This window comes from Rhodococcus sp. 27YEA6 (assembly GCF_044908235.1).
Lineage (GTDB): Bacteria > Actinomycetota > Actinomycetes > Mycobacteriales > Mycobacteriaceae > Rhodococcus_F > Rhodococcus_F qingshengii.
The window spans coordinates 1,234,140-1,256,555 of record NZ_JBIYCY010000001.1 but is presented as its reverse complement, the minus strand read 5'-3'; the positions used below and the strand labels follow the sequence as shown (position 1 = coordinate 1,256,555).

The 22,416-nt window shown below is 63.7% G+C and carries 17 protein-coding genes; 10 read left to right on the top strand and 7 right to left on the bottom strand.

Translation table 11 applies throughout. From position 1 onward, the window contains the following. Positions 1 to 3: 3 nt before the first annotated feature. The 3 genes from ABH939_RS06155 to ABH939_RS06145 form a co-directional block, all read right to left on the bottom strand. Complete coding sequence (locus ABH939_RS06155) at positions 4 to 765, bottom strand: crotonase/enoyl-CoA hydratase family protein (RefSeq protein WP_058037437.1); 762 nt, start codon at positions 763 to 765, stop codon at positions 4 to 6. Positions 766 to 800: 35 nt separating this feature from the next. Continuing rightward, positions 801 to 1,994 carry a class I adenylate-forming enzyme family protein gene (locus ABH939_RS06150; RefSeq protein ID WP_058037452.1) on the bottom strand — a complete coding sequence of 398 codons (1,194 nt, stop codon included), beginning with the start codon at positions 1,992 to 1,994 and terminating at the stop codon, positions 801 to 803. Positions 1,995 to 2,087: 93 nt separating this feature from the next. Further along, positions 2,088 to 2,888 (bottom strand): enoyl-CoA hydratase/isomerase family protein, encoded by an 801-nt coding sequence (locus tag ABH939_RS06145; protein WP_007736151.1) that lies wholly within the window; start codon positions 2,886 to 2,888, stop codon positions 2,088 to 2,090. Between ABH939_RS06145 and ABH939_RS06140 the strand changes: the two genes are divergently transcribed. Continuing rightward, a complete protein-coding gene (locus ABH939_RS06140; RefSeq protein WP_162114814.1) occupies positions 2,887 to 4,287 on the top strand; it encodes an FAD-binding oxidoreductase in 1,401 nt (466 codons plus the stop codon). The two genes, ABH939_RS06145 and ABH939_RS06140, sit on opposite strands and share 2 nt — an antisense overlap. Here the strand turns inward: ABH939_RS06140 and ABH939_RS06135 are convergent. Together ABH939_RS06135 and ABH939_RS06130 are read right to left on the bottom strand one after the other, a co-directional pair. After that, the gene (locus ABH939_RS06135; protein WP_003945132.1) at positions 4,247 to 5,731 is read right to left on the bottom strand and encodes a DHA2 family efflux MFS transporter permease subunit; all 1,485 of its coding nucleotides are present in this window, start codon (positions 5,729 to 5,731) and stop codon (positions 4,247 to 4,249) included. The genes ABH939_RS06140 and ABH939_RS06135 overlap by 41 nt on opposite strands. A gap of 2 nt (positions 5,732 to 5,733) precedes the next feature. Then, positions 5,734 to 6,357, bottom strand: a complete 624-nt coding sequence (locus tag ABH939_RS06130; RefSeq protein ID WP_007736146.1) for a PadR family transcriptional regulator — start codon at positions 6,355 to 6,357, stop codon at positions 5,734 to 5,736. Positions 6,358 to 6,483: 126 nt separating this feature from the next. Here ABH939_RS06130 and ABH939_RS06125 point away from each other — a divergent pair, with 126 nt between their 5' ends. Continuing rightward, positions 6,484 to 7,173, top strand: a complete 690-nt coding sequence (locus ABH939_RS06125) for a hypothetical protein (protein WP_007736143.1) — start codon at positions 6,484 to 6,486, stop codon at positions 7,171 to 7,173. 23 nt (positions 7,174 to 7,196) lie between these two features. Beyond that, positions 7,197 to 8,231, top strand: coding sequence for a glutathione S-transferase family protein (locus ABH939_RS06120; protein WP_042450363.1), 1,035 nt, complete (start codon positions 7,197 to 7,199; stop codon positions 8,229 to 8,231). Between the two features lie 11 nt (positions 8,232 to 8,242). On the opposite strand, the gene ABH939_RS06115 is transcribed toward ABH939_RS06120, so the two are convergent. Continuing rightward, positions 8,243 to 8,653, bottom strand: coding sequence for a VOC family protein (locus ABH939_RS06115; protein ID WP_003945129.1), 411 nt, complete (start codon positions 8,651 to 8,653; stop codon positions 8,243 to 8,245). 154 nt (positions 8,654 to 8,807) lie between these two features. Between ABH939_RS06115 and ABH939_RS06110 the strand changes: the two genes are divergently transcribed. From ABH939_RS06110 to ABH939_RS06090, 5 genes are all read left to right on the top strand, one after another. Continuing rightward, on the top strand, positions 8,808 to 9,557 hold the full coding sequence (locus ABH939_RS06110; protein ID WP_003945111.1) for a hypothetical protein: 750 nt from the start codon (positions 8,808 to 8,810) through the stop codon (positions 9,555 to 9,557). Between the two features lie 68 nt (positions 9,558 to 9,625). Beyond that, positions 9,626 to 10,627 carry an ABC transporter ATP-binding protein gene (locus ABH939_RS06105; protein WP_083059895.1) on the top strand — a complete coding sequence of 334 codons (1,002 nt, stop codon included), beginning with the start codon at positions 9,626 to 9,628 and terminating at the stop codon, positions 10,625 to 10,627. Further along, complete coding sequence (locus ABH939_RS06100) at positions 10,624 to 11,397, top strand: ABC transporter permease (RefSeq protein WP_007736136.1); 774 nt, start codon at positions 10,624 to 10,626, stop codon at positions 11,395 to 11,397. Before ABH939_RS06105 ends, ABH939_RS06100 begins: the two co-directional genes overlap by 4 nt. Before the next feature lie 36 nt (positions 11,398 to 11,433). After that, positions 11,434 to 15,243, top strand: coding sequence for an ABC transporter ATP-binding protein (locus ABH939_RS06095; protein ID WP_256519521.1), 3,810 nt, complete (start codon positions 11,434 to 11,436; stop codon positions 15,241 to 15,243). A gap of 175 nt (positions 15,244 to 15,418) precedes the next feature. Continuing rightward, positions 15,419 to 19,180 carry a multifunctional oxoglutarate decarboxylase/oxoglutarate dehydrogenase thiamine pyrophosphate-binding subunit/dihydrolipoyllysine-residue succinyltransferase subunit gene (locus ABH939_RS06090; protein ID WP_075833879.1) on the top strand — a complete coding sequence of 1,254 codons (3,762 nt, stop codon included), beginning with the start codon at positions 15,419 to 15,421 and terminating at the stop codon, positions 19,178 to 19,180. A gap of 72 nt (positions 19,181 to 19,252) precedes the next feature. Here ABH939_RS06090 and ABH939_RS06085 read toward each other — a convergent pair whose 3' ends face one another. Continuing rightward, positions 19,253 to 19,882 (bottom strand): TetR/AcrR family transcriptional regulator, encoded by a 630-nt coding sequence (locus ABH939_RS06085; protein WP_007736130.1) that lies wholly within the window; start codon positions 19,880 to 19,882, stop codon positions 19,253 to 19,255. Positions 19,883 to 19,953: 71 nt separating this feature from the next. Between ABH939_RS06085 and ABH939_RS06080 the strand changes: the two genes are divergently transcribed. Then, positions 19,954 to 21,528 carry an NAD(P)/FAD-dependent oxidoreductase gene (locus ABH939_RS06080; RefSeq protein ID WP_003945071.1) on the top strand — a complete coding sequence of 525 codons (1,575 nt, stop codon included), beginning with the start codon at positions 19,954 to 19,956 and terminating at the stop codon, positions 21,526 to 21,528. Continuing rightward, entirely contained in the window at positions 21,525 to 22,355 is an 831-nt protein-coding gene (locus ABH939_RS06075) for an SDR family oxidoreductase (protein WP_007736128.1), read from the top strand. The genes ABH939_RS06080 and ABH939_RS06075 overlap by 4 nt, the downstream gene beginning before the upstream one ends. The last annotated feature ends 61 nt before the right edge of the window (positions 22,356 to 22,416 follow it).

Sequence of the window (22,416 nt, the reverse complement as noted above, 5' to 3'; positions counted from 1 at the left end):
GTGTTACCGCCCCTTCCAGACCGGGGCGCGCTTCTCGGCGAACGCCGTCGCGCCCTCGCGTGCATCTTCGGACGCGAACACCGGCGCCATGACCTGCAACTGCTTCGCGAAAGCTTCGTCGTCGGACCAACCGCCGGCCTTGACGATGATCTCCTTGGTGACCGCAACCGCGAGCGGTCCGTTGCGGGTGATGCGCTCAGCCAGCTCCAGCGCGCCTTCGAGCGCCTTACCTGGCTCGGTCAACGTGTTCACGAAGCCGTAGCGGTAGGCCTCCTCGGCTGTGAAACTGTCACCGGTCAGGGCCAGTTCCAATGCCTTCTGGTACGGAATCCGCTTGGGCAGGCGCAACAATCCGCCTCCACCTGCGACCAGCCCTCGCTTGACCTCCGGGATACCGAACTTCGCTTCGGACGACGCGACCACCAGGTCGGTGGCAAGCACGAGTTCCGTGCCGCCTGCCAACGCGAAGCCCTCGACCGCCGAAATGATCGGCTTACGCGGCGGCCCTTCCGTGAATCCGAGACCGCGTCCCGGCACGAGTACGTTCTCGCCGGCCACGAATGCCTTCAGATCCATACCGGCACAGAAGTTTCCGCCGGCTCCTGTCAGCACCGCCAAGGACAGATCGTCGTCCGCATCGAGCTCTTCGACCGCAGCGGCCAATGCGTGACTGACCGCCGAGTTGATGGCGTTACGCGCCTCGGGCCGGTTGATGGTGATGATCAGTGTCCGCCCGCGCCGCTCGGTGAGAACCTCGTCCGCCATGATGTCCCTCTCGTTTGTCGACCACGCTCGCGTGACTACGCGACGTTGCGTTCGACAATACGGACGAAGCCATCGGGGTCGATCTGCGCGGTGTCGTGAGTGCAGAACCACCCCTGGGTGAACCTCGTCGAGGTCGCTTGCGGCGAGTTCCAATACCGACGCGTGACACTCGGTCCACGGCACAGCAACTCACCGAAACCACCTGGAGCATCCGGGCCGTACAACGCCACTTCCATTCCACCGAAAGCGATTCCGACGCTTCCGAGGTGGGTGGGTGCCGACTCGGTTGGCAGAATGAGACCAGCCCCACAGGTCTCGGTTTTGCCCCACCCGATCACATGCCGAGCAGCCGGGAACAGGGTCAGCAGCTTGGCTTCCTGTTCGGCCGTGATCGGCGACCCGCTGCAATCGATCCACTGCACCGACCTCGAACCGGCACGCGCCGCCGGCCCGAGGGTGAGCAACCGAGGCTCGAGCAGGTCCTCGGGCCGCCCGGTCACGATGTCGACGGTATGCACACTCTCACGCCAGAAGTCGCCGGCGAGGACCACCGTTCCACCGACCACCAACGTCGCGAGCACGTGCACGAATTGCCGTACCGACTTGAAGTCATTGTCCACCAATAGATTGCGCACACCTTCGACGCCGTAATCGCGCGAGTGCAGAATGCCGACGATGGCGGAGAGCACGTTCTCGTTGCTCAACTCGACGCCCAGCATTTCGCCCGAAGAATCGGCGGTGTACGCGAGGATCGCCATCTCCTCCGGGGCGGCACCGTCGTCGATGAACGGAACACCGTGTGGGAGTTCCCCGTCGAGCACCAACACCGAGCCACTGTCCGCGATGACGAAGTCCGCCGCGTCGTCGCTCAGATGAACACCCACGGAGACTGGAACACCGCCGGCGAGAATGACGCCGAGGCACGCCTCCATCCACCTCACCCCGGCGGCGACGCGAATGGCCACACGGTCACCGATCTCGACGCCTCGCGACTTCAGCCCGCCTGCGACCCGCGACGCCTCGGCCCACAACTCCGCGAAGGTGACCTGCTCGCCGTCGACCTCCTCCACCGCGATGCGTGAGGAGAATCGATGAACGGCGATATCGAGGAGTTCGGACAGCGACGGGTCGAGTTGGCTGTACCGAAGCACCCCGTCACCCGCACGGGTGACACGGGCGTCGGCGAGGAGCTGAGTCGAACACGGGTATTCCACAAGCGTCGACCGCATCGATACCTCCACGTCACTGACAACCCACCGGCCATTCGACTATATGACGTGGATCACAGTTCGTGGAGGTCTCTGGCGATAATCGTCGCAAACTTACTTTCCGGAGTAGACCGCTTTGCCCGGTCCGACCTCGAGGAAACTGCGGACAGCGCCGCGTAGGTCATCGGTGGCGAACAGCGCACCGGACACCCCGGGAGTCACCGAATCAGCGTGGGCGATCCCGCCGGAACGCCAGGCCGCCACGATCTGCTTGGTGGCGTCGTGGGCTCGCGTGGGCCCGTCCGCCAACCGGGCCGCCAGGGCACGCGCCGCAGCATCGACATCGTCGTGAACGGCATTGACGACGCCCCACGAGTGCAGAGTTGCGGCGTCGTAGAGATCGCCGGTCATGACCAACTCCCGAGCCCGTCCGGAACCGGCGCGCTCGGCCAAACGCTGCGGTCCACCCATGGACGGCGTCAGACCGACCACTGTCTCGACCAGTCCGAACTTCGCCTTCGGCGCCGCGAGGATGATGTCGCAGGCCAAAGAGATCTCGAAGGCAGCAGTCAGCGTCAGCCCGTGCGCCGCGTAGATGACCGGGCACGGCAACGCCTCGAGCGGATGGCAGATCTGGGCGAACAGTTCGCGCCACAATTCCGCTCCCTGCTCCGGGTTCAGTCCGTCGAACACATGGACGTCGACGCCGGCCGAGTTGACCTTGCCCTCGGCGCGCAGAAGCACAGCGCGCGGTGGGTTTTCGGTCAGCGCTGCAACATCGGCGATGACGGCGTCGAACATGGCCTGATCGAACAGATTGAGTGGTCCGTGCGCGAACGTCAGGACAGCCACCTCGGCACCACCATCGGTGGTGAAGCGCTCGAGGCGGGTGGGATGCGATTCGGGAGCAGTCATGCCGCCACACTGCCACATCGAACCGGCCTACGATCGTCGGGTGGACGGTCTGAGAAATGCACTCGCGGACGTTGTGGGACACCGGTTCGTCGTCGACGACGCCGACGTATTGGCGACCCGTTCCACCGACCAGACAGGGCGCTACAGCGGGCGCGCCAGCGCTCTGGTCCGACCCGGAAATACCGCCGAAGTCTCGGCAGTGCTGAACGTGTGCCGCTCGCGCGGCGTACCGGTCACCGTTCAGGGCGGGCGAACCGGTCTGGTCGCCGGGACGGTGCCCGAGCACGACGACGTCCTGCTCTCCACCGAACGCCTCGAGGCGATTGGCGAAGTCGATGTTGCCGCCGGTCGGATCGCCGTCGGTGCGGGAGCGACACTCGCGCAGGTACATTCGGCGGCCGCCGCCGCCCGCCTGAAATTCGGGGTGGACATAGCTTCTCGGGATACAGCGACGATCGGCGGCATGGTCTCCACCAATGCCGGTGGGCTGCACACGGTTCGATACGGGAACATGGCCGAACAGGTGCTCGGCCTCGAGGTGGTGCTCCCCGACGGGACCACGGTGCGCCGGTCACCGAAAGTGTTGTCCGACAATTCCGGATACAACCTGCCCGCACTGTGGGTGGGCAGCGAGGGAACTCTTGGTGTAGTCACGGCGGTCGATCTGAAACTACGTCGGGTACCGACTCACCGGGTCACGACGCTGACCGGTTTCGACAGACTGCAAGACGTCGTGGACGCGGGGCGCACGTTGCGCACTCTCGACGGGGTCGACGCACTCGAATTGTTGGACGGGCGCGGTCTCGAACTGGCCGCACGCCATTTGAACGCCGCGGTGCCGACGGGGCGGGCGTGGTACCTGCTCGCCGAGGTGTCCGCGGCCCACGATCCGCTGGAAGACCTGGCCGAGCTGCTCGAACGCATCGACCCACCGGAGAACCCGGCAGTGGCGGTCGACGATCCCGGCTCGACGCGTTTGTGGGCGGCGCGGGAGTGTTTCGCCGAAGTGGTCGGACTGTTCGGTCCCCCACTGAAATTCGACGCGGCGCTGCCGCTGGACTCGCTTGCCACCTTCGCCGAGGACGCCGCGGCGGTGATCGCGAGTCGTGCCCCCGAGGCAATTCCGATCCTCTTCGGACATGTCGCCGAGGGAAATATCCACCTCAACGTCCTGAACTGCCCGAACGCCGACACCGTGTACCGCAGCGTCCTCGAACTGGTTCGCGATCACGGCGGAAACGTCAGTTCCGAGCACGGGGTGGGCTCGCTCAAACGCAACTATCTGGACCTGGCCCTCTCTGCGGAGGACATAGCCACGATGTGGGCGATCAAGCGAGCCCTGGACCCGAGCGACTATCTCAATCGTGCAGTGATGTTTCCCGACGCGCTTCGGCACTGACGGCCATCGCGTCGTCGTGTGCGTCGCCGCGCAGAGGCCGAGCGAAGCACACCGAAGCGACGAAGCCGATGAGCAGCACGCCTGCGGGCAGCCAAATCGACTCCGACATCGCCGTGCTGAACGGTTCACGGACGAACTCGGGTAGGTGACCCACTCCGGCTTCGGAACTGCCGCCGGTCAGACCCTGAGCCGCCAATCGTGCGGTGATCAGCGCTCCGATCGCGGCACTGCCGAGAACCGCACCCACCTGCCGGGTGGTGTTGTAGACGCCGGCGCCGGCGCCGGCCTGCATCGGAGGCAGGTTGTGTGTGGCGGTGGCCGCGAGCGGTGACCAGATGCATGCGTTGGCGAAGCCGATCAGGCCGATCGGCAGGAGCAGTTCCCAGATCGCGACGTCGGGAGACATCACCAATGCCAGCCAGCCCAGGGCGATCGCGAACAGCAGGAAGCCGGTGCCCGCAATGTAGCGCGGATGCGTCTTGTCGACGAGCTTGCCGATGATCGGCGCAAAAATGCCGGTCAGCACGGCCATCGGAACGAGGAGGAGCGCCGACTGCGTCGGGGAGAGTCCGCGAACTGCCTGGGTGTAGAACATCAGCGGAAGGACCATCGACGTGATCGCGAAGCCCATCGCGGTGATGGCGACGTTGGCGAGCGAGAAGTTGCGGTCCTTGAAGAGTTCGAGTGGGAGCAAGGGCTCGTTCTTGTTGCGCGACTGGTAGAACACGAACACCGCGAGCAACACCACACCGGCGCCGATCAGGCTCCAGACGAATCCGTTCCAGTCGTACGAACTGCCTTCCTGGATTCCGAACACGAGCAGGAACATGCCTGCGGCGCTGAGAATCACGCCGGGGATGTCGAACTTGTGCTCGCTGGTCGGCAACGACGGAACAAGCTTCCACGCGAGGAGGAATGCGATGACACCGACCGGGACGTTGACGATGAAGATCCATTCCCAGCCGAGATTGTCGACCAACACACCACCGGCAAGCGGACCGACCAGCGTCGCAACACCGGCAACCGCGCCCCACAGGCCCATTGCGGCGCCACGCTTGTTCGGCGCGAACGTGCGTGTGATGACGGCCATCGTCTGAGGCGTCATCATTGCGGCGCCCAGACCCTGGAAAGCTCTTGCCACGATGAGCATCTCGACGCTGCCGGACAGACCACACCACAGTGAAGCGCCGGTGAACAGTACGAGGCCGATCATGTACAGGTTCTTCGGTCCGAACCTGTCACCGAGCCGGCCGGTGACGAGCAGCGGCACCGCGTACGCCAGCAGGTACGCGCTGGTGACCCAGACGACCTTGTTGATGTCGGTGCCGAGGTCCTCCATGATCGCAGGGTTGGCGACAGCGACGATGGTGCTGTCCACCAGAATCATGAAGAACCCGATACACAGCGCCCACAGCGCGTGCCAGGGATTGACCTGCTTTTCCATCTTCAGTCCTTAGGTAGTGCGGACGAGCCTGCGGAGCCGGCCAGCCGGTCGAGAAGTTCTTGTGAGAGCCAGGGCATTTCGCCGCTCTCGATGTCTGTCACCAACGCGCCGATCCACTCTCTTTCGGCGACGGTCAGTGCGTGGGCGTAGTCCGCGCCCACCGTGAAGATTCGTGGTTTTTCCGCCGCCTTCAGCGCTTCGTAGTCGGCCTCGAATTTCGCGATCGTCTTGTCGAGGTGCGCGAGACGAATTCGAAGCATCTGACACGCGGTGGACGCGGAGAGGTTGTGCATTTCGGCGAGCGCGAGCGGCAACCGCGGATACTCCCGCACCGGAACCGCCAACATCTCACGTAGTTGATGCTCGAGGGCCTCACGGCCCCGGGCGGTGATCTCGTACGTCGTCCGTTCGGGCCGGTTGCCCTCACGATCGGTCCCGATCGAAGCCAGAAGTTCCTGCTTCTCCAACCGGGAAACCGTGTGATAGAGCGATCCCGGCTTGATCTTCACCAACTGATCGCCCCGGCGAACCGAGGCCAGTTGATACATCTCGTACGGATGCATCGAACGCTCGGACAGCAGGCCCAGAACGGTGATTCCCAGAGGCGTCAAAGACACGTCACCCATGAGTCCCCCTCCCTGACAAGCCGCAATTGACTATTTCTTGACTATTCCACCTGAAATAGTCCACATGGAATATACGACCTCTGTCCATCTCGATCAACCCGTTCGAATCGGACTAGCCTGTAGCGAGTGGACGAACATCACCTCGACATCATCCGACTCGCTTGGGCACGTGAACTGGGCCTCGGCGACTCGGCACTTCGGCCGGCACACACGGCCCGCGTCGTCGGCGACGACATCCACGTTCTCGATCTGGCAGGCTCAGGTGCGATCGTCGGGCCGCAGTGGTTCATCGAGCGCACCGAGGACATCTCCGTCGACGCCCTGCTGCAACCGGCGCGTCTGCTCGAGATCGCCGGCGATCACGGCGGCCGAATCACCGGCCCCGTCGATCTCGCTTTCCTCGGCGACTACACGGACGCGCCACCCGACGAGCAACTACTGATTTCCCACGACATCGACGATGCCCTCGCCGTCGCTGCGCTGTGCCCACCCGACGACAGCACCACAGCCGACCTCGGGAACCGGACGCGGTGGTTCACCGCCCTCACCGATTCCGCCGAGGTGCTCGGATGCGCGGCATACTCCGAATTTCAGGGATTCGTGGCAGATCTCACGACCCTGACTGCTCCAGCGCATCGCCGTCACGGAATCGGCTGCGCAGTAACGCTTCTCGCTGCGGAGGACGCTCTCGATTCCGGATTGATCCCGCAGCTACGCACAAGTCGCGGCAGTGCGATCGGAGCGACGCTTCCACGTAAAGCCAAATTCGACGTTCTGGGGGCATACGCTCGGGTACACGTGCACCTGCCCAGTTGACACTCGAACGAGAGGGACCGCGGATGAGTACGGAAGACGGCGCGAGCGAACCGACATTCGTCGAAGAGGGTCGTGAATTCAAACGCGACACCAACTACATCCCGACCCGGATCACCGAGGACGGCCGCGACGGTTACCCCGTCGAACCCGGGCGATACCGGTTGATCGTGGCACGTGCCTGCCCGTGGGCAAACCGCGCCATCATCGTCCGCCGCCTACTCGGCCTCGAAGACGTACTGTCGATGGGCATCTGCGGTCCGGTTCACGACAAGCGAAGCTGGACTTTCGATCTCGACCCGGGCGGCGTCGATCCCGTACTGAAGATCCCGCGACTGCAGGACGCATACTTCGCCCGAGATCCCCACTACCCCAGGGGAATCACGGTGCCCGCCATGGTGGAGATCGCCACGGGCAAGGTGATCACGAACGACTACCCACAGATCACCCTCGACTTCTCGACGCAATGGAAGAAGTACCACCGCGAAGGCGCACCGGATCTGTACCCGGAGCCTCTGCGAAACGAAATCGACGAAGTGGCCGAGTACGTTTTTCGCGACGTCAACAACGGCGTCTACCGCTGCGGTTTCGCCGGTTCACAGCAGGCGTACGACGAGGCATACGACACGCTGTTCGCCCGCCTCGACTGGCTCACCGAACGTCTTGCCCGGCAACGTTTCCTGGTGGGCGACACCATCACCGAAGCCGATGTGCGCCTGTTCACCACGCTGGCGCGGTTCGATCCCGTCTATCACGGCCACTTCAAGTGCAACAGAAGCAAACTCAGCGAGATGCCGGTGCTGTGGGACTACGCGCGCGATCTGTTCCAAACCCCCGGATTCGGTGACACCATCGACTTCACACAGATCAAAGCGCACTACTACATCGTGCATTCCGAGATCAATCCCTCCGGAATCGTGCCCAAGGGACCGGAATTGACACACTGGCTCGAACCGCACGGACGCGAACAGTTGGGTGGCCGACCGTTCGGGGACGGCACACCACCTCATCCGCCCATCCCGTCGGAAGTGGTTCCGGCAGAGCACTGGGCCACCAGGTAGGTCGCGGGGGGCTACTCCCCTGCGTACGTGCCGAAACTCCAGTACACACCTTCGGGATCACGGCAGGTGAACCCCCGCGAACCGTAGTCCTCGTCGCGCAATCCCTGCGTGATCGTGGCGCCCGCCGCGACAGCGCGTTCGTGGAGTGCATCGGCGGCGTCCGCGTCGTCCACGACGATGTACACCGAACCGATTCCAGGCGGCAGGCCGGCGATCGCCGAATCGGTGCGCGGCGAACCCAACATGATGCCGCCACCGCCCGGCCAGTCGAGTTGGGCGTGGTCCACCACGTCTCCCTCTCCGTAGACGGCCTTCTCCACGAAACCGAAGGTGCTCACCAGAAAGTGGATTGCCGCACGGGCGTCGAGGTAGCGCAGCGTCGGCCAGATGGTCGTCGAACGAGATTCCGAAGTGGCGGTCATAACACTCGAACTCCTGCCTGGGAAAACTCACGAAGAAAACCGAGTCTCGTACGAGCCTATGGCCCCGGTGATCACCGCCGCCAGCGAAAACTTCACCTATTCTCGAGATACGGTCCACCTCGCTTCAGAGGAGGACAACTGTGGAGGGGCAGCAATGAGCAAGTCGACGAACAACGACAGCGGGCGTATCGAGAAGGTCCTCGTTTCCGTTCTCGACAACGGAAGCCGCCTGCAAGCGCCCGCAGTGGCCAAATACGTCAACCATGTCCGTAAGGCCCACCCCGACGAGTCACCTGCTCAGATCGTCGAGCGGATGGAGAAGATGTTCATTCTCGCCGTGACCGGAAGCGGCAGTGCCGTCGGCGCCACCGCCGCCGTGCCGGGCGTCGGAACGGTCGCGTCCATCGCTGCCGTCGGTGCGGAATCGGCTTTCTTCCTCGAGGCGTCAGCGCTGCTGACGTTGGCAATTGCGTCAGTGCATGGAATCTCCGTACAGGATCACCAGCAACGACGTGCCCTGGTCCTGGCAGTCGCCCTCGGCGAATCCGGTATGGAGATCGTGCAGAAGGCCACCGGAATCACAGCCAAGAATTGGGGAACGGCAATCACGAGCAAGATTCCCGGACCCACGATGAGGGGAATGAACAGCACCCTCGTGCGGAAATTCGTGACCAAGTACGCCGCGAAGCGCAGCGCACTGATCCTCGGCAAGCTCGTTCCGGCCGGAATCGGTGCGGTCATCGGCGGTGCGGGCAACCGTGCAATCGGCAAGGGCGTCGTCAAGAATGCGCGCGAAGCCTTCGGACCGGCACCGGCCAGGTGGACCGACCACCTGATCGTGATGCCTGCCGACGATGCCGCAGTGCTTCCCCAGACGGAGACACGCCGGGCCATCCGCAGATAGCTGTCCGGGCCGTAGGCTCGCATCACGTATTCGCCGCCGACCCGGGAGCAGCATTGACGAACACCGCAATGGGATCCTTCTCTGCCCCCATCGAGATTCGTGGGTTGACGAAGACGTTCAAGGCGGCGCGCGCGGTCAACGACCTGAGCTTCGACGTTCAGGCGGGCTCGATCACCGGGTTTCTCGGTCCGAACGGTTCGGGCAAGACGACCACGTTGCGGATGCTCCTCGGACTGGTGTCACCGACGTCGGGATCGGCCACGATCAACGGCACCCCGATGCGTTTGCTGCCCAACCCGGCTCGGACCGTCGGCGCAGTACTCGACGTCGGCAGTCTCCATCCGAAACGAACGGCCCTCGGACACCTCGAGATCTACGCGGCCGCTATCGGCATGCCGACTCAGCGCGCGGCGCAGGTGCTGGACATGGTCGGTCTGAGATCGGTCGGAGCCCACAAGACCGGCACCTTCTCGCTCGGAATGCGCCAACGCCTGATCCTTGCCACCGCGATGCTCGGTGATCCCGAGATCCTCGTGCTCGACGAACCCGCGAACGGACTCGACCCCGAGGGCATGGCGTGGCTTCGTCAGTTCCTGCAGACCTTCGCCGGTTCCGGCCGAACGGTTCTGATCTCGAGTCACGCGCTTCGTGAAGTGGAAGCGACCGTCGACAGCGTGGTCATCGTCAGCGCCGGCTCACTCGTCTACCAAGGGACCATGGACGAACTTCGCCGCTCGCAGCGCAGTCGACTGCTCGTCTCGTGTTCCAACCCAGCGCTCCTCGCCACGGCATTGGCCGCTCGCGGAATCATCGACGCCCAGATCACGCAGGACGGACGGCTCGCCGTGGGCGGCACCGACACGTCGGTGCTCCCACCGGTGGCATCCGCCGCCGGTGTCACGATCTTCGGCGTCGCAACCGAAGGCGCAGATCTCGAGCAACTGTTCCTCGCGATGACAACACCGCAGTACGCGGTTCCCCAGGTCGGATACCACCGCCCACCCGGTCCCGGTTCCGGACCGGGCTATTACGGCCCTGCCGCATACGGACCTACCGGAGGACACCGATGACCACGCTCGTGCGCGCGGAGACACTCAAAGTTCTCACCCTGCGCTACTGGTGGGCACTGGCCATCGCACCGGTCGTCGTGGCCGTGCTGATTGCTGCCTCCACCAGGACGTTCGTCGAAGCCGTGGCCGATTCGGCAGACACCACCTTCGACGTCGATGTCGTGTCCACCGGCGTCAGCCTCGGTGTCTCCAACACGCTTGTCCTGGTGTTCGCGGCTGTCTTCGGAGCACTCACCGCCGGATCCGAATTCGGCTACAAAACTCTCACCACGACGTTCCTCACAGCTCGCGGCCGTGACGGAGTTCTCGGCGCAAAACTTGCCGTCGTCGCGGTATTCGCCGTCGGCTACGCGTTGGCGGTCGAAGTAGTCAGCATCGGCGCGATGTTGCTCTTCGGCCGGGACTTCAGCTTCACCACCGATCTCTTCGCCATCTGCGCCGCAGGCATTCTGGCGTGCGCTCTGTGGGCACTGCTCGGCGCCGGGGTGGCACTGCTCACCGGTTCGTCGATGGCCGGTGCCCTCTCGGTCATCCTGTGGTTCGTCTTCGGTGAATGGATCGTCCGCGCAGTGCTGCTCGCGATGGATCTCGGCGGGGTCGGGGCCGCGCTTCCGGTGTCGGCCACGATCGGCACGATCATCAATGCGGCCCCGTCGATCGACGTCGACGCGTTTGCGTCCTGGCCGAGCGGCCCGATGATGCTGGCAGCTTGGGTGGTTCTGTTCTGCGGGCTCGGTTGGCTGCGGACCAGGACCCGCGACATCACCTGAAAAGGCTGTCTGGGGCCGGGTCTACCGTGGATCTCGATGAACACGATCAACACGGACAGTCCGGTAGCTGGAGAGGTCGATCGAGCTCCGGGCTGGATCCGCCGCTTGGCGCACGCATGCTGGTTGCACCGAAGAGTTGCCATCGGCGCGCTTCTGGTGACCGTCATCGCTTCGGCGATCGACATCTCGTTTCCTCTTCTGACCCGCTATGCGCTCGACGCCGCAAGCCAGGAGAACCCAGGCAAGGTGATCGGGTTCGTCGCGCTGGCGATCGCGCTGCTCGCGGTCGTGCGCTTCGCGTGCCAGTACGGCCGACGGATGCTTGCCGGCCGACTCTCGCTCGATGTTCAACACGACTTGCGGCTCGCCCTGCTCGGCTCGCTGCAACGCCTCGACGGACGCGGGCAGGATCAGATCCGCACAGGCCAGGTGGTATCCCGGTCCATCACCGATCTACAACTCGTCCAGGGTTTGCTCGCGATGGTGCCCATGTCCGCGGGTGCGCTCCTGCAATTCGTGCTCGCGATCGGCATCATGGCGTGGCTCTCGCCGCTGTTGACTCTCGTCGCTGTCGCCGTCATCCCCGCAGTCGGGCTGGTGGTGTTCCTGATGCGACCGATGCTCTTCGCCGCAACATGGTCCGCGCAGCAGCGGGCCGCCGACCTCGCCCAACATGTCGAGGAAACCGTCACGGGCGTGCGCGTCGTCAAGGGATTCGGGCAGGAACAACGAGCCGTCGACCAACTCGAAAAGCACAGCCGCACGCTGTATTCGGAGCGTCTTCGCGCCGCGTGGTTGAACGCGAAATTCGCGCCGACCATGGCCGCCTTGCCCCAGCTGGGGCAGGTGGGAGTGATCGCCCTCGGCGGGTATCTCGCACTGCACGACAAGATCACCGTGGGAACGTTTCTCGCGTTCGCCACCTACATCGTGACGATGACCGGCGTCACCCGAACTCTGTCGTCGGTCATCGTCATGGCGCAGCTTGCGCGCGCCGCTGTCGAGCGTGTCTACGACGTCATCAACGCTCAGCCGGACATCGCCGATCCTGACCATCCGGTGGACCTGCCCGACGGTCCGCTCGGCGTCACTTTCGAAGACGTCGCATTCGGGTTCGACACCGAACGCGACGTCCTGACCGGGCTGAACCTCCGCATAGAACCGGGCGAGACCGTCGCCGTCGTGGGGCCGGCCGCGTCGGGCAAGACCGCGTTGTCCTTGCTTCTCCCCCGGTTCTACGCCCCGACTTCGGGTGTAGTCACCGTCGATACCGCGGGCGAGACGTTCCCCATCGGCGAACTGCGCAGTGAGCAGCTTCGTGCCGCCGTCAGCCTGGTCTTCGACGAACCTTTCCTGTTCTCGGACACCATTGCCGCCAACATCGCACTGGGTCGCGAGGACGCCTCCGACGAGGACATCCGCGACGCAGCAGCACTGGCACAGGCAGATTCGTTCATCGAGGCACTCCCGGACGGATACGACACCGTTGTCGGTGAACGAGGTCTGACGCTGTCGGGCGGCCAGCGTCAGCGCATCGCACTTGCCAGGGCACTGCTCGTCGACCCACGGATCCTGGTCCTCGACGACGCGACCTCCGCAGTCGATGCGGCTACCGAAGCCGCGATCTTCGACGCGTTCCGGGCCAGACGGCGCCAGACCACGCTCATCCTCGCGCACCGGCGATCCACCTTGACGCTGGCAGATCGCGTCGCGGTTCTCGACGGCGGACGGATCATCGACTCCGGAACCGTGGACGAGCTGGAAGCGCGATGTCCGCTCTTTCGCGCCCTGTTCTCCTCGCCGCCGGAACTATCCGCCGAAATCGACGAGGCCGGCCCTGACGCTTTCGGACATCAACGCCGCGAGCCCACAGCCGAGCAGCTGTGGCCGCAGGCTCCGGAATCCGAAGCCGACAGCACTACCGCTTCGGCGCAGAGTGCCGGCGGACCGATGGCCGGAGCGCTCAGCGGAATCGCGGTGACTCCGTCTCTGCGGGCAGCAGTCGACGCTCTCCCACCCGCACGCGAAGACCCCGGAATTGCTCCTGAGAGCCTGCGCGAATCGAATCCACAGTTCTCACTCCGACAGATCTTGAGGCCGGTCCGCTGGGTTCTACTGGCGGTTGTCGTGTGCCTTGCCCTGGACTCCGCCGCGGCGATCGCATTTCCCTCCCTCGTCAGATATGCGATCGACCACGGAGTCGTGACCGCAGACAGCACCACACTCTGGATCGCGACGGCATTCGGCGCGCTCCTGGTCGCCGCAGACTGGGTCATCGTGGCGGTCATGACGGTGCTCACGGCCCGAGCCGGTGAACGCGTGTTGTTCGGGCTCCGCGTACGCAGCTATGCACACCTGCAGCGCCTGGGTCTGGACTACTACGAACGGGAATTGTCCGGCCGCATCATGACGCGTATGACCACCGACGTCGACGCGCTCTCGTCGTTCATCCAAACCGGTATGTCGACGGCGATCGTGAGCGTCCTGACCGTCGGCGGAATTTCGATCGCCCTCCTGGCGACCGACGTGACGCTCGGCCTGGTGGCGCTGGCCGTCATCCCACCGCTCGTGGTTGCGACCGTGATCTTCCGCAAGATCTCCTCGGTTGCCTACAGCCAGTCCCGCGAACGGATCTCGCTCGTCAATGCCGACTTCCAGGAGAACATCGCCGGTCTGCGAGCAGCTCAGGCCTACCGCCGCGAAGAAGGTGCGGCGCGTAGGTTCGCAGAACGCTCCGAGAGCTACCGCCGATCGCGGATGCGGTCGCAGCGAGCCATTTCGATCTACTTCCCTTTCATTTCGTTCCTGTCCGACCTCGCGTTGGCCGCGGTCGTGTTCGTCGGTGCGCACCAGATCGCCAACGGATCGACTTCGCCCGGCGTACTGATCGCTTTCGTGCTCTACCTCGGTCTGCTGTTCGGACCGATTCAGCAACTCTCACAAGTGTTCGATGGTTACCAACAGGCAAACGTCGGATTGCAACGAATCGGCGACCTGCTGCGCACTCGCAGTTCGATCGAGACTGCCGACAGCGAGGATTTGATCGCGATCTCCGGACGACTCGACGGCGCCGTCCATCTCGACGGGGTCGGGTTCCGGTACTCGGGTGCGGACGTCGACGCCCTCTCCGATTTCGATCTGCAAATCCCGCCGGGCACGACCGTCGCTCTGGTCGGCCGAACCGGTGCCGGGAAGTCGACGGTCGTGAAGTTGCTCGCCCGCTTCTACGACCCGACGTCCGGATCGGTCGACGTGGACGGAACCGACATCCGGAACTTCCACCTCTCGCAGTACCGACGTCGCCTCGGCGTGGTCCCACAAGAAGCCCATCTGTTCACCGGCACGGTCGCCGACAACATCGCGTACGGCAGGCCGTCGGCGTCGCACGCGGAGATCGAGGAAGCGGCACGTTCCGTCGGCGCACTGAATTCGATAGCCGACATGCGTGGAGGCATGAATCATCCCGTCGGCGAGCGCGGCCAGGGGCTCTCGGCGGGCCAACGCCAACTGATCGCATTGGCCCGTGCCGAACTCGTCGACCCGGACCTTCTGCTCCTCGACGAGGCGACCGCGACGCTCGATCCCGCGACCGAACGAATGGTGCTCGAAGCAAGTCGGTCGGTCACCCGGAAACGGACTTCCGTCGTCGTAGCTCACCGCCTCGCGACAGCTGCCCGAGCGGACCTCGTTGTCGTAGTTGACCGGGGACGTATCGTTGAATACGGCCCGCACGATGTTCTGCGGTATGCCGGTGGTCACTACTCGGGACTCTGGGATGCATCGCAGGCGCGTGAGGGGAATAATCTGACGTCGAGAACTGTCATCGAAGGCAACCCCGTCGCGTGACAGTCGGCACGGATTTGTACCGCCGAGAGGTAGTGCGCGATCGCAAGATCACGGACTTCCGTGAGACAGCTCACAAATTGTGTGCCGCACAATTGCTCGTCACACGCTCGGGCTAATCTCATGTATATAGGCGCTCTGATCGGGTACCGAAATAGAAACGAGGCGAACACCTGCCGTGAGCAGCAGTTCTACATCCCAATTCGGACAGAACCAGTGGCTGGTTGACGAGATGTACCAACGCTTCCAGGACGATCCGTCGTCCGTGGATCCCAGTTGGCACGAATTCTTGACCGATTACTCGCCGGACTCGGCGAACACGGGAGGTGGAAACGGGACTGCCTCGAACGGCAACGCGGCTGCACCCGCCGCTGTTGTAGCTCCGCCTGCTGCTCCCAAGGCCACGCCTCCCGCCCCCAAGACCGCACCTCCTGCGCCGGCTGCCAAGGCTGCCGCTCCGGCCCCCGCGAAGACGGCAGCGCCCGCCGCCAAGGCCGCCCCGGCCCAGCCCGCAGCAGCCAAGCCCGCGGCCTCTACTGCGAAGCCTGCCCCTGCCGGCGGAGCCGAGGAAACCAAGGTTCTCCGCGGCGCCGCAGCCGCAGTCGTCAAGAACATGTCGCTCTCGCTCGAGATCCCGACTGCAACCAGCGTGCGTGCCATCCCCGCGAAGCTGATGTTCGACAACCGCATCGTCATCAACAACCACCTCGCGCGTACCCGCGGCGGCAAGATCTCGTTCACCCACCTCTTGGGTTACGCGATCGTCCAGGCAGTCAACGCGTTCCCCAACATGAACCGGCACTTCGCCGAAATCGACGGCAAGCCGAACGCGGTCACGCCCGAGCACACCAATCTCGGACTCGCGATCGACCTTCCCGGAAAGGACGGCAACCGCTCACTGGTAGTTGCCGCCATCCGGAACACCGAGTCGATGAACTTCGTCCAGTTCCACGCGGCATACGAGGACATCGTCCGACGCGCCCGTGAAGGCAAGCTCACCGGCGAAGACTTCACCGGCGTCACCATTTCGCTGACCAACCCGGGCGGTATCGGCACGGTTCACTCCGTTCCTCGCCTGATGAAGGGCCAGGGCGCCATCATCGGTGCCGGCGCGATGGAATACCCCGCCGAGTTCCAGGGCGCCAGCGACGAGAAGCTGGCCGAGATGGGCGTCGGCAAGTTGATGACTCTCACCTCGACCTACGATCACCGCATCATCCAGGGTGCCGAGTCGGGCGATTTCCTGCGCACGATCCACAACCTGCTGATCAGCGACGAGTTCTACGACGAGATCTTCCACGCGCTCGGCAACCCGTACGAGCCGGTGCGGTGGCGCAAGGACGTGCCGGAAGGCGCTGTCGACAAGAACACCCGCGTTCTCGAACTGATCGCTGCATACCGTGACCGCGGCCACCTCATGGCCGACACGGACCCGTTGCAGTTCGTCAAGGACAAGTTCCACAGCCACCCCGACCTCGACGTCATCAGTCACGGCCTGACGCTGTGGGATCTGGACCGTGAGTTCAAGGTCGGCGGCTTCCACGGTCAAGAGAAGATGAAGCTGCGCGACGTGTTGAGCGTGCTGCGCGACGCGTACTGCCGCCACGTCGGCGTCGAGTACACGCACATCCTCGAGACGGATCAGCGTCAGTGGATCCAGGACCGCGTCGAGGGCCATCACGCCAAGCCTTCGGTCGCTCAGCAGAAGTACATCCTGAGCAAGCTCAACGCCGCCGAGGCCTTCGAGACGTTCCTGCAGACCAAGTACGTCGGCCAGAAGCGCTTCTCGCTCGAAGGCGCCGAAGCCGTCATCCCGATGATGGACGCCGTGATCGACCAGGCCGCCGAGCACCAGCTCGACGAGGTCGTCATCGGCATGCCGCACCGCGGCCGTCTCAACGTGCTTGCCAACATCGTCGGCAAGCCGTACTCCAAGATCTTCACGGAGTTCGAGGGCAACATGAACCCGGCAGCCGCTCACGGCTCCGGCGACGTGAAGTACCACTTGGGTGCCAGCGGAACGTACATCCAGATGTTCGGTGACAACGACATCGCTGTCTCACTGACCGCAAACCCGTCGCACCTCGAGGCCGTCGACCCGGTTCTCGAAGGCCTGGTCCGCGCCAAGCAGGACATCCTCGACAAGGGTGAAGAAGGCTTCACCGTCCTGCCGCTCATGCTGCACGGTGACGCTGCATTCGCCGGTCAGGGCGTTGTCGCCGAGACGCTCAACCTCTCGCTGCTTCGCGGTTACCGCACCGGTGGCACCGTGCACATCGTCGTGAACAACCAGGTCGGCTTCACCACCGCTCCGGAACATTCACGCTCGTCCGAGTACTGCACCGACGTCGCGAAGATGATCGCCGCACCGGTCTTCCACGTCAACGGCGACGACCCCGAGGCTTGCGTCTGGGTTGCTCAGCTGGCCGTCGACTTCCGTGAGAAGTTCGGCAAGGACGTTGTCATCGACCTCATCTGCTACCGCCGTCGCGGTCACAACGAGGGCGACGACCCGTCGATGACCCAGCCGGCCATGTACGACGTCATCGACACCAAGCGCAGCGTTCGTAAGAGCTACACCGAGTCCCTCATCGGCCGCGGTGACATCTCGCTCAAGGAAGCCGAAGACGCACTTCGCGACTACCAGGGCCAGCTCGAACGGGTCTTCAACGAGGTCCGTGAACTCGAGAAGTTCCAGCCCGAACCGTCCGAGTCCGTCGAACTCGACCAGACTCCCCCGGCTCGCCTGACCACGGCTGTCGCTCCCGAGGTCCTCGAGCGCATCGGTGATGCGTTCGTCAACGTCCCCGACGGCTTCACCGTTCACCCGCGCGTCAAGCCGGTTGCCGAGAAGCGCCGCGAGATGGCCCGTGAGGGACATGTCGACTGGGCGTTCGCAGAATTGCTCGCGTTCGGCTCGTTGGCCGAGCAGGGTGCCTTGATCCGCCTCGCGGGTCAGGACTCCAAGCGAGGAACGTTCACGCAGCGTCACTCGGTCCTCATCGACCGCAAGACCGGCAACGAGTACAGCCCGATCGCCAAGATCGCTGCCGACGCCGAAAACGGCGGCAAGTTCATGGTCTACGACTCCGCACTCACCGAGTACGCAGGTCTGGGCTTCGAGTACGGCTACTCGGTCGGTAACCCCGACGCTCTGGTCCTGTGGGAAGCGCAGTTCGGTGACTTCGTCAACGGCGCGCAGACCATCATCGACGAGTTCATCTCTTCGGGTGAGGCCAAGTGGGGTCAGCTCTCCGACGTCGTGCTGCTCCTGCCGCACGGTCACGAGGGTCAGGGTCCGGACCACACCTCCGGTCGCATCGAGCGTTTCCTTCAGCTGTGTGCAGAAGGCTCGATGACCGTTGCGGTTCCGTCGACTCCGGCCAGCTACTTCCACCTGCTGCGTCGCCATCACCTCGACGGCATCCGCCGTCCGCTGGTGGTTTTCACGCCCAAGTCGATGCTGCGTAACAAGGCTGCCGTCAGCAACGTCGAGGACTTCACGACGGGCAAGTTCCGTTCGGTCTTCGAGGAGCCGGCATACGAGAGCGGCGAAAGCGCACGCGAATCGGTCAAGCGGGTTCTGCTGGTCAGCGGCAAGCTGTACTGGGAACTCCTGGCGAAGAAGCACAAGGACGAGCGTGACGACATCGCCATCGTGCGCATGGAGCAGCTCTACCCCGTGCCGAAGCGTCGCCTCAAGGAGACCCTGGACCGTTACCCGAATGCGGATCAGTTCCGTTGGGTCCAGGAAGAGCCCGCAAACCAGGGTGCGTGGCCGTTCCTCGGGCTGGCTCTGCCGGACCTTCTGCCGGAGACCTTGACCGGTATCAAGCGCATCTCGCGTCGTCCGATGTCCGCTCCCTCTTCGGGATCGAGCAAGGTCCACGCGGTGGAGCAGCAGGAGATCTTGGACGAGGCGTTCCTGCCGACCAACTGATCTCAGTAATTTGACAAGGGCCGGGCCCCACATTCCGCAAGGAGTGTGGGGCCCGGCCTTTCTGCGTTCACGTCAATTCGATTGCAGCAGACCCAGATCCGGCCCGGCATCGAAGCCGACGGCGGCCAGTGCCAACGCAGGTAACGACTGAACCGTCAGGTCGATCAGTTCCTCGCGGGTGATGGCGGGCGCTCGGAGCCAACTGATGGTGGCTTCCTCGACAAACGCGATCCAACCGCGAACGGCCAACTCCACCTGAGGTGTTCGAGTAAGGCCGATCTTCGGGAGCTGATCGAGGGTTCTCTTGGCCATGATGTCGCGAGTCTGCTCGAACACCTCACGCATCTGCGGATCCCCGCTGGCGGTCCCCCGGAGCAGCGAGACGTAGGTATTGCGGTTCTCGGTCACGTAGTCGACGTACGACGCCAGCACCGAGCGGAGGGTGAGCATCGGATCGTCCGACTCGCTCGGCTCGGTGCGCTGGAGCATCTGTTCACTGCTGTGTCGGACGATCGCCAGATGGAACTCGCTTTTCGACGCGAAGTAGTGGAACAGAAGCCCCCGCGAGACACCAGCCTGATCGGCGATGTCCTCGACGGAAATCTGTTCGAGCGGCCGTTCGGCCAGCATCCGCGCCCCGAGGTCGATGAGTTGCGCTCGGCGTTGCGCAGGGTCGAGCCGTGTTCGCTTTACTGCGTCCATGCCCAATAGACTACTGAATATTCGTCAATAAGCTATTGACCGTGACTCAATAAAGGCATATCGTTCCCTACATGAGTCTTCCAGTTACAGATACCTCAGCACCTGCCGCGGATACTCGCCACGTCGGCACACTGATCATCGGCAGTGGCTTCGCCGGTCTCGGTGCGGCGATCAAACTGGCACAGGCCGGCATCACCGACTACGTCGTTCTCGAGCGCGGCAACGACGTCGGCGGGACCTGGCGTGACAACAGCTACCCGGGCGCCGCGTGTGACGTGCCGTCGCATTTGTACTCGTACTCTTTTGCACTCAATCCGGAGTGGACGCGCTCCTTCTCCACTCAGCCCGAGATCTACAAGTACATCCAGTCGGTGGCCAACCGCCACAAGGTGCTCGACAAGCACATCTTCGACTGCGACGTTCTCTCCGCACGCTGGGACGAGGCGTCTGCTCGGTGGCACGTCAGCACCAACAAGGGCGAATTCGTCGCAAAGATCGTCGTCTCGGCCGTCGGCGCATTGTGTGAGCCTTCACTTCCGGACATCAAGGGCATCGACGGCTTCAAGGGCGAGATCTTCCACTCCTCGCGTTGGAACCACGACGCCGATCTGACCGGCAAGCGTGTGGCCGTCATCGGAACCGGCGCCTCGGCCATCCAGATCGTGCCGGCCATCGGCAAGAAGGTCTCGCATCTCGACGTGTACCAGCGCACGGCGCCGTGGATCCTGCCCCGCGCAGACCGCGAGTACACCAAGATCGAGCACCTCGCGTTCAAGTACCTCCCCGGCTTCCAGAAGTTGTGCCGCACCGGTATCTACTGGATGCGAGAGACGCAGGTCGTCGGCCTGGCCAAGGCGCCGGTCTTCATGAAGCCGTTGCAGTTCGCCGCCGAGCGTCACCTGAAGGCCCAGATCAAGGACAAGGATCTTCGCAAGAAGGTCATGCCCAACTTCCAGATCGGCTGCAAGCGCATGCTGATCTCGAACAACTACTTCCCCACCCTCGCCCAGGACAATGTCGACCTGGTGACCGAAGGCATCGAGGAGGTCACCGCCAACGGGATCGTCTCGAAGACCGGCACCACCCGTGAGATCGATGCCATCGTCGTGGCGACCGGATTCCACGTCACCGACTCCCCCACCTTCGCGGGAATCTTCGGCAAGGACGGACGCTCGCTCGCCGAGGTCTTCGAAGAGACCGGCATGCAGGGATACAAGGGCGCGGCAGTTGCCAACTTCCCCAACATGTTCTTCCTCGTCGGACCCAACACCGGCCTCGGACATTCGTCGATGGTCTTCATGATCGAGTCGCAGATCAACTACCTGGTCGACGCGATCGCCACCATCGACAAGTACGACATCGGCACCATCGAGGTGCGCAAGGACAAGCAGGACAAGTACAACAAGGACCTGCAGGCAGCTATGTCCAAGAGCGTGTGGAACAACGGCGGTTGCGCCAGCTGGTACATGGACAAGCACGGAAACAACACCACCCTGTGGCCTGGCTTCACCTTCCAGTTCCGCAACGCCACCAAGCATTTCGACCTCGCGGCATACCGCAGCGTCGCCACCTCGGATCTCGGCGCCGTCGGCACCGCGACCACTTCACAGATCGACCTCGACGACGAGAAGGCAGTAGCACAATGAGTGATTTTGCAGGCAAGGTCGTAGTCATCACCGGAGCGGGATCGGGCATCGGTCGCGCACTAGCGCTGAACCTGGCCGGCCAGGGCGCCAAGTTGGCAATCTCCGACGTGGACACCATCGGGCTCGCCGAGACAACGCGTCTGGTGGAAGCCATCGGCGCCGAGGTGAAGTCGGACCATCTCGACGTCACCCAGCGCGAAGCGGTTCTCGAGTACGCCGACGCGGTTGTCGCCCATTTCGGCAAGGTCAACCAGATCTACAACAACGCCGGAATCGCCTACCACGGCACTTTCGAGAAGTCCGAATTCAAGGACTTCGAACGTGTCATGGACGTCGACTTCTGGGGAGTTGTCAACGGCACCAAGGCATTCCTCCCCCACGTCATCGCCTCCGGCGACGGGCACATCGTGAACGTGTCGAGCCTCTTCGGTCTGCTGTCGATGCCGGGTCAGAGCGCATACAACTCGGCCAAGTTCGCCGTTCGCGGTTTCACCGAGTCGCTTCGCCAGGAAATGCTGATCGCCAAGCACCCGGTGAAGGTGACCTGTGTGCACCCGGGCGGAATCAAGACCGCCATCGCACGCAACGCCACCGCAGGCCCGGGTGAAGATCTTGCGGTCTTCTCCGAGTTCTTCGACCGCAAGCTCGCGCGCACCACTCCGGAAGATGCCGCCAAGACGATCGTCAACGGCGTTCGCAAGAGCAAGCCGCGAGTTCTCATCGGGATGGACGCAATCGCACTCGACGCCTGGGTTCGCCTCGTAGGATCGGGCTACCAGCGCATCGTCGCGATCGTCGCCGGCCGAATGATGCCCAAGTCCAGCTGAGTTCGTTTCACAGCGCAGTTCGTTTCACAGCGCAGTTCGCACAAAGAGTCAGGAGCCCTGC

What these genes read in the sequence shown, in the direction of transcription:
- ABH939_RS06075 (WP_007736128.1), top strand. Translation starts at nt 21,525, where the DNA reads ATGAGTGATTTTGCAGGCAAGGTCGTAGTCATCACCGGAGCGGGATCG.
- ABH939_RS06150 (WP_058037452.1), bottom strand. Translation starts at nt 1,994, where the DNA reads ATGCGGTCGACGCTTGTGGAATACCCGTGTTCGACTCAGCTCCTCGCC.
- ABH939_RS06145 (WP_007736151.1), bottom strand. Translation starts at nt 2,888, where the DNA reads ATGACTGCTCCCGAATCGCATCCCACCCGCCTCGAGCGCTTCACCACC.
- ABH939_RS06115 (WP_003945129.1), bottom strand. Translation starts at nt 8,653, where the DNA reads ATGACCGCCACTTCGGAATCTCGTTCGACGACCATCTGGCCGACGCTG.
- ABH939_RS06095 (WP_256519521.1), top strand. Translation starts at nt 11,434, where the DNA reads ATGAACACGATCAACACGGACAGTCCGGTAGCTGGAGAGGTCGATCGA.
- ABH939_RS06155 (WP_058037437.1), bottom strand. Translation starts at nt 765, where the DNA reads ATGGCGGACGAGGTTCTCACCGAGCGGCGCGGGCGGACACTGATCATC.
- ABH939_RS06110 (WP_003945111.1), top strand. Translation starts at nt 8,808, where the DNA reads ATGAGCAAGTCGACGAACAACGACAGCGGGCGTATCGAGAAGGTCCTC.
- ABH939_RS06080 (WP_003945071.1), top strand. Translation starts at nt 19,954, where the DNA reads ATGAGTCTTCCAGTTACAGATACCTCAGCACCTGCCGCGGATACTCGC.
- ABH939_RS06135 (WP_003945132.1), bottom strand. Translation starts at nt 5,731, where the DNA reads ATGGAAAAGCAGGTCAATCCCTGGCACGCGCTGTGGGCGCTGTGTATC.
- ABH939_RS06105 (WP_083059895.1), top strand. Translation starts at nt 9,626, where the DNA reads ATGGGATCCTTCTCTGCCCCCATCGAGATTCGTGGGTTGACGAAGACG.
- ABH939_RS06100 (WP_007736136.1), top strand. Translation starts at nt 10,624, where the DNA reads ATGACCACGCTCGTGCGCGCGGAGACACTCAAAGTTCTCACCCTGCGC.
- ABH939_RS06130 (WP_007736146.1), bottom strand. Translation starts at nt 6,357, where the DNA reads ATGGGTGACGTGTCTTTGACGCCTCTGGGAATCACCGTTCTGGGCCTG.
- ABH939_RS06140 (WP_162114814.1), top strand. Translation starts at nt 2,887, where the DNA reads ATGCCGCCACACTGCCACATCGAACCGGCCTACGATCGTCGGGTGGAC.
- ABH939_RS06085 (WP_007736130.1), bottom strand. Translation starts at nt 19,882, where the DNA reads ATGGACGCAGTAAAGCGAACACGGCTCGACCCTGCGCAACGCCGAGCG.
- ABH939_RS06120 (WP_042450363.1), top strand. Translation starts at nt 7,197, where the DNA reads ATGAGTACGGAAGACGGCGCGAGCGAACCGACATTCGTCGAAGAGGGT.